We start from the raw sequence: 14,440 nt of genomic DNA, 5'->3' as shown, positions 1-14,440 counted from the left end.
GCTCGTCGGGTGCGTGTCGCCAGTCCCTGTTGGGCGCGGCGATGGACGTCGGAGATCGGCCGGACGTGGCATCGGAGGCCTCCTGGGTCGGAACGGGCTCTTCTGTGTGTTTGAGAGCTGATACCTGCCGGCCGCAGAACCTAGCGGCGAGCCGCAGACCGGCGCAAACGCGAGTAAAGCTCAGCACTACGCGCGAATTCGACATAACAAGAACTCGTCGTTTAGGTTCCTCCTCGTTGCGTCGCTCCTTCGGGGCGGCGAGGGTTGCAACTTGTTGTGTCGCTTCGCTCGTAGTCGATACCCACGTGCTGCTTGGCGGGGGTGGGGATGTCCACCACCTCCGCCAAGCCGTTGCTCCGTTCGGGTGTTAGTTGGTGCTGGTGTGTGGGTGGGTGACGGTTTTGTCGGTGGTCGTCTCTAGTGTCACGTCGTTCGTCGGGGGACGGCGATGTGAAGGGTTTCGACGTGTGGGCTCACAGCCCCAGTGCGGTCACCGGTCAATGGCATGCGTTGGCGGAGCACGTTCGTTCGACTGCGCGATTGGCCCGCAGTTTTGCGGTGTCGTTCGGTGCCGCTGATCTGGCGTGGGCGTTGGGTCTTGTTCATGACGCCGGGAAGTGTTCGGCGGAGTGGCAGTCCAAGCTGCAGCGCGTGGCGGCGACCGGCGAGAGGGTCGGTATCGACCACAAGCGGGTGGGTGCGTTGCTGGTGCGCGACCGTGCGCTCGCGGCGGCGATGGCCGTGTCGGGGCATCACGGTGGGCTCGGTCGTGTGCGATCGCTCGCGGCGTTGACCCCGGAGCCGGGAGACCGGGAGACGTTGCGGCGGTTCCTGGCGGTGGTTCCCGAGGCGAGTGCGTTGGCCGACGGGCCTTCGTTGTTGCCCGAGGCGTGGGGTGAGTCGCCGATGGTGGGGGAGATGGGTGTCCGGATGGTGTTCTCGGCGTTGGTGGACGCCGACCATCTCGACACGGCGGCTCACGCGCACGGGCTTGCCGCGCCGCGCGTGGCGCCTCCCGCTGACATGGGTGGGCTTGTCCGCAGGTTCGAGGCCAACCGTGTGGCGCTGTTGGCCGAGCGTGGCGATGGTCGTGAGGTGTCCGATGTGGACAGGGTTCGGGCGGCCCTGTACGAGGACGTGGTTCGGCGGGCGGTGGGGGAGCCTGGGGTGTATCGGCTTCCGGCGCCGACTGGGTCGGGGAAGACGATGACCGCGGCGGGGTTCGCGTTGCATCACGCGGCCGAGCACGGCAAGGCCCGGGTTGTCGTGGCGGTGCCGTTCACGACGATTACGCAGCAGAACGCGGGGGTGTATCGGGATCTACTGGGTGACGAGGTGGTGCTGGAGCACCACTCGAACGCCGAGTTGGACGATCGGCGTCTGCGGTTGGCGGCGGAGAACTGGGACTCGCCGTTCGTGGTGACCACGACGGTGCAGTTGTTCGACTCGCTGTTCGGGCGCAGGCCGGCGCGGTCGCGCAAGCTTCACCGGCTCGCGAACGCGGTGGTGGTCTTGGACGAGGTGCAGGCGCTGCCGATGTCGTTGCTGGTGCCGATCCTGGACGCGTTGAAGGTGCTGACGCGGCACTTCGGCACCACGGTGCTGCTGGCGTCGGCGACGCAGCCGAGCTTCGAGCACCTGCGGGTGTGGGATTCGTTGGACATCAAGCCGCTGGTCGACGCGCCGGTGGAGTTGTTCACCCGGCTGCGACGGGTGCGTTACGAGTGGCAGGTCGACCCTCAGCCGACGCTCGCGCAGATCGCGGAGCAGGTGGCGCGGGAGCGGCAGGCGTTGGTGATCGTCAACACCGTGGGCCAGGCCCGCCGGTTGTTCCGGATGGTGGCCGAGCAGGCGCCGGCAGCCGAGGTGGTGCACCTGTCGACCCGGATGTGCCCGCGACACCGCGAGACGGCCTTGACCCGGATACGGGGGTTGCTGGACGACGGAGAGCCGGTGCTCGTGGTGTCGACCCAGCTCATCGAGGCCGGTGTGGACGTGGACTTCCCCGTGGTGTTCCGCGCGCTGGCCCCGGCGGAGTCGCTGCAGCAGGCGGCGGGACGGGCCAACCGGGAAGGCAGACTGCCAGGCTTGGGGCGGGTCGTGGTCTTCGACGCCTCCGACGCGCCGGTGCCGAGATTCTACCGGGCGGGGGTGTCCAAGACGCTCGGGATCTTCGGACCGGGACGGGATCCGGACGATCCCGCTCTGCTCGACCGGTACTACCGCAGCCTCTACACCGGGTTGAACGTCGACGAGGCCGAGCGTGGCGCGGTGATCCAGGCCAGTCGTATGGAGTTGGACTTCGAGGCCGTCGCGGACGGCCCGGAGCGCGACGGCGGTGGCGGGAAGCGCGATCGCGGGTTGGCGTTCCGCATGATCGACGAGGACCCGGTGTCGGTGATCGTGACCGAGTACGACCCGGAGGCGAGGGCCGCCGAACTGGTCGAGCGGTTGCGGACGGGGTCGGGGCCGTTGGGCGCGGTGTTGCGGGAGTTGCGCGGCCACATGGTGTCGCTGCCCCGCGCGGTGGCGACAGCGCCGCACGTGCGGGCGTTGTGCAAGCCGGTGATCGCCGGGCATGAGGACCTGTGGGAGTGGCAGGGCGGGTACGACGTGCACGTCGGGGTGGACGAGGAAGCGATCGGAGAGGACACGGTGTGGTGAGTGTTGATCTGCGCAAGTCGGTGTCGGGCGCGCCGCCGGTGGTGGTGCAGGTGTGGGGCGATGCGGCGTTGTTCACGCGCCCGGAGTTGAAGGTCGAACGGGTGTCCTACCCGGTGATGACGCCGTCGGCCGCGGTCGGTGTGTTGGAGGCGATCTACTGGAAGCCGCAGTTCCGGTGGCAGGTGGTGGCTATCGAGGTGTTGTCGGAGATCAAGCAGTTCACGCAGCGCCGCAACGAGACCACGGACTTGGCGTCGTTGGCCGACGCCGCCTCGGGGCGCCGCCGACTGGACACCGTCGCCAACCGGGTGCAGCGCAACGCCGTGTGCCTGCGCGACGTGGCCTACCGCATCCACGCCCACGCCGTGCCCGGCGACCGGTCGGACAAGCCCGAGGCTGCCTACCGCGACCAGTTCCGCCGCCGTGTCACCCGCGGCAGTTGCTTCTCCCAGCCCTACCTGGGCGTGCGGGAGTTCAGCGCCTACTTCGGCGATCCCGACGACCGACCCGCGTATCCGGTCACGGAGAAGCTGGGGCTGATGCTGCACTCGGTCGACCACTCCACCACGCCACCGTCGTTCACCTGGTTCCACGCCGAAGTCGCCGGCGGGGTCATGCACGTGCCCGAGCAGGGCATCACCGCGACCGGAGCCGCCTGATGCTGGTCAGACGACTGGTCGACCACGCCGCACAGGACCCCTCGGCAAAGCCGTTCCACCGCGCACTGCGGTTCGACCTGGAACTGCGCCTCACCTCCGACGGCACCGTCGCCGGCACAGGGCTGGAAACCCTGGTGTTCCCGGACGCCGCCGGACGGCAGCGAGGCGCCGAGCACGTTGTTCCGGCTGTCGTCCGCACCGTGGGTGTGGCGCCCAACCTCGCTGCCGACGACGTGCAGTACGTCCTTGGATGGGCCGATGCCGACAGTAAGCCGCGTCGGGTCGAGCAGTGCCACCAGGCGTTCGTCGACCTGACGAGGCGGTGGGCCGACAGCCCCGAAGGCCGCGATGACCCGATCGCGCGCGCCGTGTCCCTGTTCTTCAACTCGGGCGAATCGAACCGGCTGGTCCAGGACCCCGCCGTGGCGTCCAAGCAGCGGGTGTTGATCACTGTCGAGGGCACGCCCGCCTACCGCGCGCCTTCGGTGCCGTCGTTCTGGGCGGCGGAGGTGGCCCGACGCAAGGGCGGGGGAAGGGAAGGGCTGTGCCTGGTGTGCGGCGCGGTCGGCCCGCTGCTGGACACACTGCCGGGCAAGGTGCCCGCACGACTGGTCCCCGGCGCGTCGAACGACGCCGCGCTGGTCAGCGTCAACGAGCGCGTGTTCGGCTACGACCTCACCACCCAGCTGGACTGCTCCCCGATCTGCGTCACCTGCGGCGAAGGACTGTCCGCGGGACTGGTCCGGGTGCTCAGCTCCCAGGACACGACCTCCTTCGGAGGCCAGGACAGCCGGTTGGCGTGGTGGGTCACCGAACCGGTCGAACGCAACCCGATGAAACTGATCCTCGACGCCGACCCCCGACAGGTCACGGAGCTCATCCGTGCCGTGCGCTCGGGACGTCGATCATCCACGGTGGACAGCGCCAAGTTCTGCGCTCTCACCGTGGGAGGCAACGTCGCCCGTGTCATGGTTCGGGACTGGCTCGAGATGCCGCTGTCTGCGGTGGAGGAGAACGTCGCCGCCTGGTTCGGGGACCTGGAGATGGTGACCCTGCACCCGGAGGAGCCCTCGGCGCATTCGCTGGAACGCCTCGTCCGTGTCACCGGACGCTGGCTGCGCGCCGAGAAGCGGTACGCGTTCGTCGGAGCCAAGGGCGCAGACCGCCCGAACGGGGTGCAGCGCGACCTGCTGCGCGCGGCGCTGCGCGGGATTCCGCTGCCGCCGTCGCTGCTGACACACCTGCTGCACCGGGTTCGCACCGACGGGCGCCTGGACACACCACGCGCGGCATTGATCCACCTCGCCCTCATGCGTTCGCCCTTCACCTCGGAGAAATCGATGCCCGGACTCGATCCGACCAACACCACGCCGGCCTACGTCGCCGGTCGCCTGTTCGCCGCGCTGGACGCCGTTCAACACGACGCCTTCGAAGGCAAGCTCAACACCACCTACGCCAACCGCTTCTTCTCCGGCGCGGTGACCAACCCGCGTTCCGCGCTGATCGCCGGCCGCAAACTCGCCGACGCCTGGCTGCGCAAGTTCCGCGGCAGGCGCGCCGGAGCGGGCGTCAACCACCGACGCGAACTCGACGAACTGTTCGGACTCCTCGACGCCGGCACCGGCATTCCCCACCACGCCGCACCGGCCGAGCAGGCGCTGTTCCTGCTCGGCTACCACCACCAGCGGGCCCACCGGTTCGCCACCCTGCGTCGCCGGGCGGACGACCGCGCCTCCTCCGAGGCGACCGCCGCCGACCACACGACCGACACCGCCACGACCCCCGCCAGCACCGCTGAGGAGATCCCCGCATGAGCGGCACCCAGCCCCACCTCGACCCCACCGTCCGCCACGACATGGTGTTCCTGTTCGACGTCACCGACGGCAACCCCAACGGCGACCCCGACGCCGGCAACCGTCCCCGCACCGACGACGAGACCGGGCAGGGCCTGGTCACCGACGTCGCCCTCAAGCGCAAGATCCGCGACACCCTCGCCCTCGCCGCCGGCGACGACCCCCGCTACGGGATCTTCGTGCAGGCCGGACACGCCCTCAACCCGCGCCTCGAAGCCTCCTACGAGGCCACCGGCCTCAAACTCGGCACCAAGATCACCAAGGAGGACGCCGACCGTGCCCGTGGCTGGCTGTCCGACCGCTACGTCGACATCCGCCTGTTCGGCGCGGTCCTCTCGGTCGGCAAGACCGGCGCCCTCGGCCAGGTCCGTGGACCCATGCAGGTCGGCATGGCCCGCAGCATCGACCCGATCTTCCCCGCCGACCACGCCATCACCCGAGTCACCCAGACCAAGCAGGAAGACATCGACAAGGGCGAGACCACCGAGATGGGCGGCAAGTGGACCGTCCCCTACGGCCTCTACCGCGCCGAGATCTACTACTCCGCCACCAGGGGTGGCCAGACCGGCGTCGACGCCAAGGACCTCGAGCTGTTCTACCGCACGCTGGAGATGATGTTCGACCACGACCGCTCCGCCACCCGCGGCACCCTCACCGCCCGCGGCCTCTACGTCTTCAGCCACTCCGACGCCTTCGGCGCGGCACCCGCCCACCGCCTCACCGAACGCGTCACCGCCACCGCCGCGACCCCGGACACCCCGGCCCGCAGGTTCGGCGACTACGTCGTCTCGGTCGAGGACGACGGCCTGCCCGCCGGCATCACCCTGACCAAACTCATCGCCTGAGCGTCGCGGCCGTGCACGACTCACCGACCGACACACTCCGCAGCATTCCGATCTCCGCCTTGGAGCACCACGCCTACTGCCCCCGGCAGGCCGCGCTGATCCACGTCGACGGCTACTTCGAATCCAATGTCGACACAGTCCGCGGCGACCTCGCCCACGCCGCGGTCGACACCCTCGGAACCCGGAACGACCGCCGGGGCCGAAAGGTCTGGCACTCCCTGCCGGTGTGGAGCGACACGATCGGCGTGCACGGCATCTGCGACACCGTCCAGTTCACCGACCACGGACCCACACCCGTCGAACACAAGTCCGGCCGCTACCACCCCGGTGGACCGGCCGACCTGCAAGTCGCCGCGCAAGTCCTGTGCCTGCGCGAAATGTTCCAGGCACCAATCCCGTACGGCGTCGTCTTCTCCGGACGGGACCGGCGCCGCCACGAAGTCCTCGTCGACGACGACCTGACCCGCAGCGTCGCCGACACCGCCCGCGCGGTCCGCGCCCTGCTCGACAGCGGCACACTCCCACCACCGGTCAACGACACGCGATGCGTCCGCTGCTCACTCAAACCCGGCTGTCTTCCCGACACACCCCGAGCCCCACACCCCGACCTGTTCACCCCGCGCCCCCACGGAGACTGGCGTGACTGAACTCCTCCGAACCCTGTTCGCCACCACACCGGGAACCAGCCTGCACCTCGACGGCGACGCCCTGCGCATCGCACATCCCGACAAACCCGGACGACACCTGCTGCCGCTGATCCGACTCGACCACATCGTCGCCTGGAACGGCGTCTCCCTCACCGACGACCTTGTCCACCGCTGCGCCGCCGACGGCCGCACCATCACCTGGGTCACGCGCAACGGCCGGTTCCTGGCCCGCACCAGCGGATCCCACACCGGGAACCCGCACCTGCGACTAGCCCAGGTCCGCACCCACGACAATCCCGAAGCACGCCTGGCCTTCGCCAAGACCTTCGTCGCGGGCAAACTGCACAACTACCGCCAACTCCTGCTCCGCGCCGCCCGCGACACCACCGGAACCCGCCAGACACGCCTACGCGACATCGCCGAGAACCATGCCGGCGCCCTCACCCAACTCGCCGACGCCACCACCCTCGCCGAAGCACTCGGCATCGAAGGCCGCGCTGCGCGCGACTACTTCCAAGGACTCGACCAACTCGCCCCCGGCGTCGCCACCGGGCGAACCCGAAGACCACCCACCGACCCCGTCAACTGCCTGCTGTCCTTCGGCTACGGCATGCTCCGCGTCGCCGTCCACGGCGCCCTCGAACAAGTCGGGCTCGACCCCTACATCGGCTACCTCCACGGCATCCGACCCGCCAAACCCGCACTCGCCCTCGACCTCATGGAAGAACTGCGCCCACTCCTGGTCGACCGTCTCGTCCTCACACTGCTCAACCGCGGACAGATCACCGACCGACACACCGAGACCCTGCCAGGCGGCGCCGTCCAACTCACAGAAGACGGACGCCGACTGTTCCTCGAACACTGGAGCAAGGCCCGCGACCGCACCTGGCCCCACGCCACCCTCGGCCGCGACATCCCCGCCGCCCTCATACCCCTGGTCCAAGCACGCCTGCTCGCCCGCCACCTCCGCGGCACCGCCGACGCCTACCACCCCTGGACGACCACCTGATGGAATTCCTCGTCACCTACGACGTCGACACCACCACACCGGAAGGCGAACGACGACTCCGACAAGTCGCCAAGACCTGCGAAGGCGTAGGACACCGGGTACAGAAGTCCGTCTTCGAAGTCGTCTGCACCCCAAGCCAACGACTCACCCTCGAAGCACGCCTTCTCGCCATCATCGACCCCAGCCGCGACTCGGTCCGCATCTACCACCTCGACCGGGGAACCTTTGACACCGCCAAACACCTCGGAGCCGCCACCGACGCCGCACACCGGGAACCACTCATCATCTGAAGCCGCACACGCCACGCCCCGAACCAACCACGATCGACACCAGCGAACCCGCCGCCAGCCGTGCACACTCCACCAGACCGGCAACCGTCGTCGGACCTCGCCGCTCATACCATTACGCAGGACAGGACCCGTCAGCCGAAGAGCCCGCACACCAGGTTCCGGCGGACGAGGCGCTTCGGAACATCATGCGTGTCACGACACGCCGAGAGGTTCCGAAGCCGGCAACGGCGTGTCGTCTCAAACAATGAGATTGTCGGCGCACTGTGCGCGGCTCATCTCGTATTTGAGCTGCTCACCCAGCCCAGCGCCAGCCCTCCGGGACTGGCGAGGATCGCAACAGGTACGCCTCGTTGAAGTCCAGCCGCGCCGGACTGTCCAGCGCCAGCCCTCCGGGACTGGCGAGGATCGCAACCCCAGCAGAAACGCAGGGGAGTCCGTCTGCTCGATCCAGCGCCAGCCCTCCGGGACTGGCGAGGATCGCAACTTGCGGTAGCGGCGGACCGGGTTGACGCCGTCGTCGACCAGCGCCAGCCCTCCGGGACTGGCGAGGATCGCATCCGGGACTGGCGAGGATCGCAACGGAATGTCCTGGAAGTCCGCCTTGAGGCGCGAGACGACCAGCGCCAGCCCTCCGGGACTGGCGAGGATCGCAACGTTGACTAGTTCGGGAGGTGCTGCGCCTCGGACGCCAGCGCCAGCCCTCCGGGACTGGCGAGGATCGCAACGTCCTGCCCGCACAGCATCGCCGCCTCCCGCCAGCCAGCGCCAGCCCTCCGGGACTGGCGAGGATCGCAACCCCCGGATCCCTGTCGACCGGCACCCGCCCCGGCCGCCAGCGCCAGCCCTCCGGGACTGGCGAGGATCGCAACTACCCGGCGACCGAGGGCGTCGTGGTCACCGCTCGCACCCAGCGCCAGCCCTCCGGGACTGGCGAGGATCGCAACTCGCCGCCCAGCTGGTGCGGGCGGTGCGAGACCGCCAGCGCCAGCCCTCCGGGACTGGCGAGGATCGCAACTTGGCGTCGAAGATGCCCACGGGGAAGCCTTTCGCCAGCGCCAGCCCTCCGGGACTGGCGAGAATCGCAACTCGTGGGTGAGGTGGGAGCGGGCAGCCACCCCTTCGGGCCAGCGCCAGCCCTCCGGGACTGGCGAGGATCGCAACGACAAGGCGTCGGGCAAGTGGGTGGACGACCCGGCCCCCAGCGCCAGCCCTCCGGGACTGGCGAGGATCGCAACCTGGTCGACCTGGCGCAGCTGTGGGCCAACAGCCCGCCAGCGCCAGCCCTCCGGGACTGGCGAGGATCGCAACTTCACGTGGACCGAGGGCACCCTCGCCTACCTGTACCCAGCGCCAGCCCTCCGGGACTGGCGAGGATCGCAACGCCGGCGAGCACCACGCCGACGAGGCGCTGTCCGCGCCCAGCGCCAGCCCTCCGGGACTGGCGAGGATCGCAACTCCGACAACCCCGAGGTGCTGGGTGTGCTCGGCACCCAGCGCCAGCCCTCCGGGACTGGCGAGGATCGCAACAAAAACACCGGGTGGGCGGAGGACACGAAGTCCAAAACTGCGCCGCAACGAGGTTGGTTTGCACCGCGTTGCCCAGCGCCAGCCCTTCGGGATTGGCGAGGAAGCCCGGTGAGAGCGTGCACCACGGCATTGTCCGTACCGTCCGGGGTGCGGTGGGCGGCTCAGGCGTTGTGAGGGTCGGTGTCGGTGGGGTTGTTGAGTTGGCGTTGGGCGCGTTCGGCATCGATGTCGCGGCCCGACTGCCGGTATACCTCTAGTGCCTGCTGTCGGGCCGCGGCACCGCCACCGACCGCGCCCAACGCCAACTCAACAACCTCGACAGCCGAGCTGGAACCGCAACACCAACCCCGCCGACTGGGCTTGCACGATCGACTCTCGCCGTGGCTCGACCTCGTCAGACGCTCCACCCGTTAGCGCCAACGGCCACGTCCGTCCCTGGCGCCCATCGCGGCCGATGGCGCGTGCCGCCTGCGATGTGTCACCGACAAGTCGAACCCGCCGTGTTGCGGCATCGGGCCTGCGCGTTGACCCCGTACCTGACGAGAGACCGACTGGCCGCTCTGCACTTGGAGATTCCTGCTGGCACACCGGTCTCGGTGTTGCCAAGCCACGCCCGTAGCCGGGTTCGACGTCGCCGCACCGGAAGCCCACCGGGTATCGGATCGCCTTGCCCGCCGTAAGGTGTGTGAGTACTGCTCGGATTGGTGTGAGTGGAGTGACCTGTGGCCAAGGCTGTTGCTGTCGATCCGGACCGGTTGGACCGGGAGGCGCGAGAGTTGTTCCGGCAGCTCACGCCCGAACCGACGACCGCTCGTGACAGGAACGACCGACCCGTCACGATCGCGCCCAGTGAGCGCATGGTGGACATCACCCGTCGGTCGCGGCTCATCGTGGTCAGTGACACGGTGGCTCAAGCGGTCGTGGCGTTGTTGGCCCGACGCGGCATCGACTCCGAGATCGGCCACGTCCACGTCGACCCCGCCGAGAACGACGAACAGGTGCTCGGCCTGCTGGTGACCCTGGACGGCAGACCTGCCGTGGTCCCGATCCGTCCCGCGGCGCGACAACTGCGTGCCTACCCCGCAGTGGACGCCATCGACCTCACCGGCCACGAACCCCTACGGGTCATCGACCTACCGGCCGACGCCGTCGAACCGGACGGCTGGGTCGGCGCCGCGACCATCAGCACTGCCGTGGCCGAGCATCTGACCGTACCGACGTAGACCCAGCAGCCGGGACCTGCCGACCGCACCGCGGCGCGGAAGCTGTCGGACGACCACGATGCAGGCAGTGAGTGCCGGTGCACACGTCGAGTCGACGCAGCGCGGTCGCCAGCTGGAGATGCCGGAGCACCTCACGCCCATCACAGGTACGGCCGGTGCCCGGCAGATCTGGGCTTACCGGACTGGGTATGGCGCGTCGTCGGGTCCGGCGGCGACACGGCCGGTGACGAGGCGGGCGCTTCGGTGGTGCCGCTGCTGCCCGGAAGGGCCCTCGTCCGCCCGCGCTCGATCCCGGTTCCTCGCCGTCGGAGTCAAAGAAGACCTCGTAGCCGCGCCGGACTGCCTCTGCCGCGTACCGATGGCGGCCCAACAGGCCGAAGTCGCCGACGCCGAAGCCCTTCCCTCCGAATCGAGCGCAATCCTTGGCACAGTTGCCCGCTCTTGAACTAACGCTCAGGCCCAAATTTTTTGACCGCCCACCGCAGGTTGGCTTCCAACCCCGTCTGCTCTTCGTTAACCGGTTCGACTATGAGATCGGGAGCGCTTCGCATCGCCGTCGCGCGCAGACCCTGTCCATACCCGTCCGTCAACTTGACGATGTCATCCGCGCGTTCCGATTCAGGCCAGATATGGACCAGGTAGTGCTCGACAGGCTCACTCGCTACGAGATCTACTGCGGTATCACGTCCGCGAGCATGGAGTCGCACCCGATACCAGCCGGGCCCGTAAGGCGTCAGCACTGGAAAAGATCCAAAAGCGTCGGCCTCGATACCGGTCACTACGACATTCCCGTGAGGAGCCTCGAAGGACACTTCGACCACTTCCTCCCACTCGTTGAGGTCGCCATACGCGGGCGTCTCTTCGAACAGTTCGACTGCAACGAGGGCCCGCCCTGTGTGGATACCGGTGAAGACCACGCACAGGCCAAACTGTCCGTCAACCAGGCCGTTGCGCCGGTCAGGTTCCGGCCGTTGCGCGGGAACCGGAACATCCGCTAGCCAGAAGGTGTGGTACCGGACCGGTACCACACCTTCGGCCACTGCTGTCGGATCACTCATACCGCGCAGTGTATCGACCCTACGGGGTGATGACCATCCAGAATCCATCCCACTCGATGATCCGCTGCGCTCTGAAGAAATCATTCAGGGCGACGCCGCCTGAAGAGTTCTGATTTTCATTGATCATGCGCCAACTGTAGCCGTTCACGCCGGTCGCGGCTCCTTGATGTGTCGACGCCATTGGGTATTCGTCGCAGCTCTGACCGGGAGGCCGCGGAAGGCTCGCCGGACATGCCACTGCTCGATTCTTGTCCACAAGAGTAGGGTCGGTCAGCCGGTTCAACGGCCGGTTGCTCGCCAGGCCTCCGGGCAGGCCGGCGGCCTGGGCGTCGCGGATGTGAGTTGCCAACTCAGGGTAAGAACCGCTCAGGCTGTAGGACATGGTCGGGGTGAAGTCGCCCATGACACATCCGGCCACAGACGGCCCGGGAAGCGCGTGATCACAGCGAGTCCAAGGGAAGCTTCCCCCGCCATCAGCCACGCCAGGCACGGCTCCCGGCTTCGCGAATGTGAAATACCAAGATGTGTCGGTGTATGCCACGCTGCCACGCGCAGTCGCGTCACCGTTGATGTAGGCCTCGCCCTGCGCGATCCTACCGATCGGTGACTGCGCTGGAAAGGAACTGTTCAGGACGGTGCAGCCCTCAGAGCAAATGTTGTAGCCAGAAACGGTCACGCCCGCAGTATCGCCGCTCTGCGCCCAAGTGCCGAACTCTACCTGATGCCCGTAGGTGTTGAGGGTGGCGGATGTGTACACATACTCGTAACGGTTCATTTTCATTTCACCCACCCAGACGTACACGCCGTTGACGATGCGGACGATCGTCACCGTGAATGGGGAGATCTGACAACCTTGGGTGCGCGTGATCCACCAGCTGCCGTCAACATGCTCATAACACCATGAGGGCAATGGCTGTACGGCCTGAGTCGTCATGCTACGGCGTTCACGGGCGGCGCGTTCCGCTTCCGGGGTAATCGGCGTCGACTGCACACACAGTTTAAGTTGCCCATCCGGCCCCAGCGCCGATTGGCCGACGCGGACGGCGTCACAATTGTCGGATGCATCCTTGGCTCTGCGGGTGCCTGGCGCCACCGCCTGAGCGCGAACAGGCTGCGAAAATCGGTCGACATCGCGATGATTTGCCAACTCGGCCTTGACCGTCGTCAGGTCGACAGTTTCGAAAGATTGCTCCGACGAAGGGGCAGCTGATGCTGGAAACACAGAAATGGTCGCCGACACGACCAGCGTTGCGAGTACCGACACGGTACCGTGTTTCACGATTGACTCCCGGCTTGTAGATCCTCGATAGCGGGCAGCCGCAATCTGTCGTCGACCTCGATGACCGAAGCCAACGACCGATTGAAACAGGAGTACGCGACTTTGTGGCACGTCATTGATGCAGACCCCCGCAGGCGCCCCCTATTTGCCTGCTGACTGGAAAATCAGCCGCCTTGATCCTTTCAGTCGCCTAAAGTTCTCGGCAACCCGCCGACACGGTGAAGCCGGCGGCTCCAAGCGGGCACCGTCAGTAACTTCTACCTGAACGAAACCGCCGATGGTATTACCTGATGGATGACGCAAGTCACAGCGCCGGGGCGTCATTCAATGGGTCACCCGGTTGAGGCTGTAGTGCTCACCAAGCAAAGAACCTTCGTAGTTCTCTACGTTGGCGATTAGTTGCGAGTATCCAGCATCGAAGCTCCATCGGTTCACCTATTCACCGTTACCCAGTCGTCCCTGATCCCCATAGTTTCCGGCCGGAAGGCCAGAGTTCCGCGCCCGATCGGGTGAACCCGCACGCAGCCAGCGGCGCGACACGTCGGCCAGCCACTCCCGGAAACGGCCCGCCGCCTGCTCGGGCGGCCGGTCGGCGATCCGCGGGTCCTGCTCGACCAGCACCCGCGCGGCGGCTTCGGCGTAGGCGGTCACGATCACGTCGCGCGAGAGCGCCGACACCCACACCGCCACGTCCACCACCGGGTCGGCCCATACCGACCAGGGGTGCCGGGCGGCCAGCTGAGTCTTGCCGACCCGCCCATCCCCGACACCACACCGGTGCGCTGCCCGGCCCCGACCGGCACGACCGAGTGCCCCCGGCCAACGTGTCCACCAGCACCGCGTGGGCGCGGCGGTCCTGAGGTGGTCCGCCGGTGTGTGCGGGAACCGACCCGTACCGGCCACACCACCCGACGTCGAGGCTGGTGGAGGTTGACATCGCCGGCGAGGTTGCCGATCGCGGTGCTGTTGCTACCGGTCGCGTTGACCCGCCGTGGACCTGGACCGATATCAGCGCTGCGGCGGGTGGTTCGGGGGCGTCCGGTCGGGTGGTGGTGCCGTCGTGGGCGAGTCGGGTGCCGATGCGGTGTGCCCGTGGTCCGCGTTGGCTCATGTCGTAGCCGTGCCGCGGTCGCTGCGGGTGCACATCGGCCCGGCCTCGATCCGCGCTGACGCCTTGGCTGCGGCGTCGTGCAGCAGGACCGTTCACGGGCCTTCGCCACGGCGGTGTCCCAGACCTGCTCGTCGACCCACAGTTTCGCCGCGGTGGTGGTGCTGGATGGGTCCGCAGTGGAGTTCTGGCCGAAGGCCTCTCCCTCGGACGTGAGCGTGCCGTTGGCGGTCGACCACCCCGTGCTGGTGCGGAGCTTGGAGCGGACGCGGGCGCAG

12 protein-coding genes and 1 CRISPR repeat array are annotated in these 14,440 nt (G+C 67.9%); of the genes, 9 read left to right on the top strand and 3 right to left on the bottom strand.

The genetic code is table 11. The features are described 5' to 3' along the window. Positions 1-420: 420 nt before the first annotated feature. The 8 genes from cas3 to ADK67_RS47960 all read left to right on the top strand — a co-directional run bounded on the left by cas3 (position 421) and on the right by ADK67_RS47960 (position 10,717). Positions 421-2,664, top strand: a complete 2,244-nt coding sequence (cas3, locus tag ADK67_RS47995) for a CRISPR-associated helicase Cas3' (protein ID WP_331459447.1) — start codon at positions 421-423, stop codon at positions 2,662-2,664. Continuing rightward, the gene (cas5c, locus tag ADK67_RS47990; RefSeq protein WP_053723324.1) at positions 2,661-3,323 is read left to right on the top strand and encodes a type I-C CRISPR-associated protein Cas5c; all 663 of its coding nucleotides are present in this window, start codon (positions 2,661-2,663) and stop codon (positions 3,321-3,323) included. Before cas3 ends, cas5c begins: the two co-directional genes overlap by 4 nt. Continuing rightward, positions 3,323-5,137: a type I-C CRISPR-associated protein Cas8c/Csd1 gene (cas8c, locus tag ADK67_RS47985; protein WP_053723318.1), complete on the top strand. Its 1,815-nt coding sequence runs from the start codon at positions 3,323-3,325 to the stop codon at positions 5,135-5,137. The genes cas5c and cas8c overlap by 1 nt, the downstream gene beginning before the upstream one ends. Continuing rightward, positions 5,134-6,021, top strand: a complete 888-nt coding sequence (cas7c, locus tag ADK67_RS47980; RefSeq protein ID WP_053723317.1) for a type I-C CRISPR-associated protein Cas7/Csd2 — start codon at positions 5,134-5,136, stop codon at positions 6,019-6,021. The genes cas8c and cas7c overlap by 4 nt, the downstream gene beginning before the upstream one ends. Before the next feature lie 11 nt (positions 6,022-6,032). After that, entirely contained in the window at positions 6,033-6,668 is a 636-nt protein-coding gene (gene cas4 / locus ADK67_RS47975) for a CRISPR-associated protein Cas4 (protein ID WP_053723316.1), read from the top strand. Further along, positions 6,661-7,677, top strand: coding sequence for a CRISPR-associated endonuclease Cas1 (gene cas1, locus ADK67_RS47970; protein WP_053723315.1), 1,017 nt, complete (start codon positions 6,661-6,663; stop codon positions 7,675-7,677). Before cas4 ends, cas1 begins: the two co-directional genes overlap by 8 nt. After that, the gene (cas2, locus tag ADK67_RS50335; protein WP_157621671.1) at positions 7,677-7,967 is read left to right on the top strand and encodes a CRISPR-associated endonuclease Cas2; all 291 of its coding nucleotides are present in this window, start codon (positions 7,677-7,679) and stop codon (positions 7,965-7,967) included. Before cas1 ends, cas2 begins: the two co-directional genes overlap by 1 nt. A 301-nt stretch (positions 7,968-8,268) precedes the next feature. Then, a CRISPR array of direct repeats spans positions 8,269-9,494; the repeat unit is 37 nt; unit sequence CCAGCGCCAGCCCTCCGGGACTGGCGAGGATCGCAAC. Positions 9,495-10,216: 722 nt separating this feature from the next. Continuing rightward, positions 10,217-10,717 carry a hypothetical protein gene (locus ADK67_RS47960; RefSeq protein ID WP_157621670.1) on the top strand — a complete coding sequence of 167 codons (501 nt, stop codon included), beginning with the start codon at positions 10,217-10,219 and terminating at the stop codon, positions 10,715-10,717. A gap of 446 nt (positions 10,718-11,163) precedes the next feature. Here ADK67_RS47960 and ADK67_RS52010 read toward each other — a convergent pair whose 3' ends face one another. The 3 genes from ADK67_RS52010 to ADK67_RS47950 all read right to left on the bottom strand — a co-directional run bounded on the left by ADK67_RS52010 (position 11,164) and on the right by ADK67_RS47950 (position 13,744). Next, a complete protein-coding gene (locus ADK67_RS52010) occupies positions 11,164-11,775 on the bottom strand; it encodes a hypothetical protein (protein WP_157621669.1) in 612 nt (203 codons plus the stop codon). 19 nt (positions 11,776-11,794) lie between these two features. After that, the gene (locus ADK67_RS50330) at positions 11,795-13,054 is read right to left on the bottom strand and encodes a NucA/NucB deoxyribonuclease domain-containing protein (RefSeq protein WP_157621668.1); all 1,260 of its coding nucleotides are present in this window, start codon (positions 13,052-13,054) and stop codon (positions 11,795-11,797) included. 435 nt (positions 13,055-13,489) lie between these two features. Further along, entirely contained in the window at positions 13,490-13,744 is a 255-nt protein-coding gene (locus ADK67_RS47950) for a hypothetical protein (protein WP_157621667.1), read from the bottom strand. 498 nt (positions 13,745-14,242) lie between these two features. Here ADK67_RS47950 and ADK67_RS54495 point away from each other — a divergent pair. Continuing rightward, the coding region (locus ADK67_RS54495) for a hypothetical protein (protein ID WP_231648724.1) at positions 14,243-14,440 on the top strand (198 nt) is incomplete at its 3' end.

It is taken from the genome of Saccharothrix sp. NRRL B-16348, from assembly GCF_001280085.1.
Lineage (GTDB): Bacteria > Actinomycetota > Actinomycetes > Mycobacteriales > Pseudonocardiaceae > Actinosynnema.
Note: the sequence above shows the minus strand (reverse complement) of the source record. Positions and strands in the feature narration are given on the sequence as shown.

Coding starts and splice junctions, on each gene's coding strand:
- ADK67_RS52010 (WP_157621669.1), bottom strand. CDS start 11,775: ATGAGTGATCCGACAGCAGTGGCCGAAGGTGTGGTACCGGTCCGGTAC.
- cas7c (WP_053723317.1), top strand. CDS start 5,134: ATGAGCGGCACCCAGCCCCACCTCGACCCCACCGTCCGCCACGACATG.
- cas8c (WP_053723318.1), top strand. CDS start 3,323: ATGCTGGTCAGACGACTGGTCGACCACGCCGCACAGGACCCCTCGGCA.
- cas2 (WP_157621671.1), top strand. CDS start 7,677: ATGGAATTCCTCGTCACCTACGACGTCGACACCACCACACCGGAAGGC.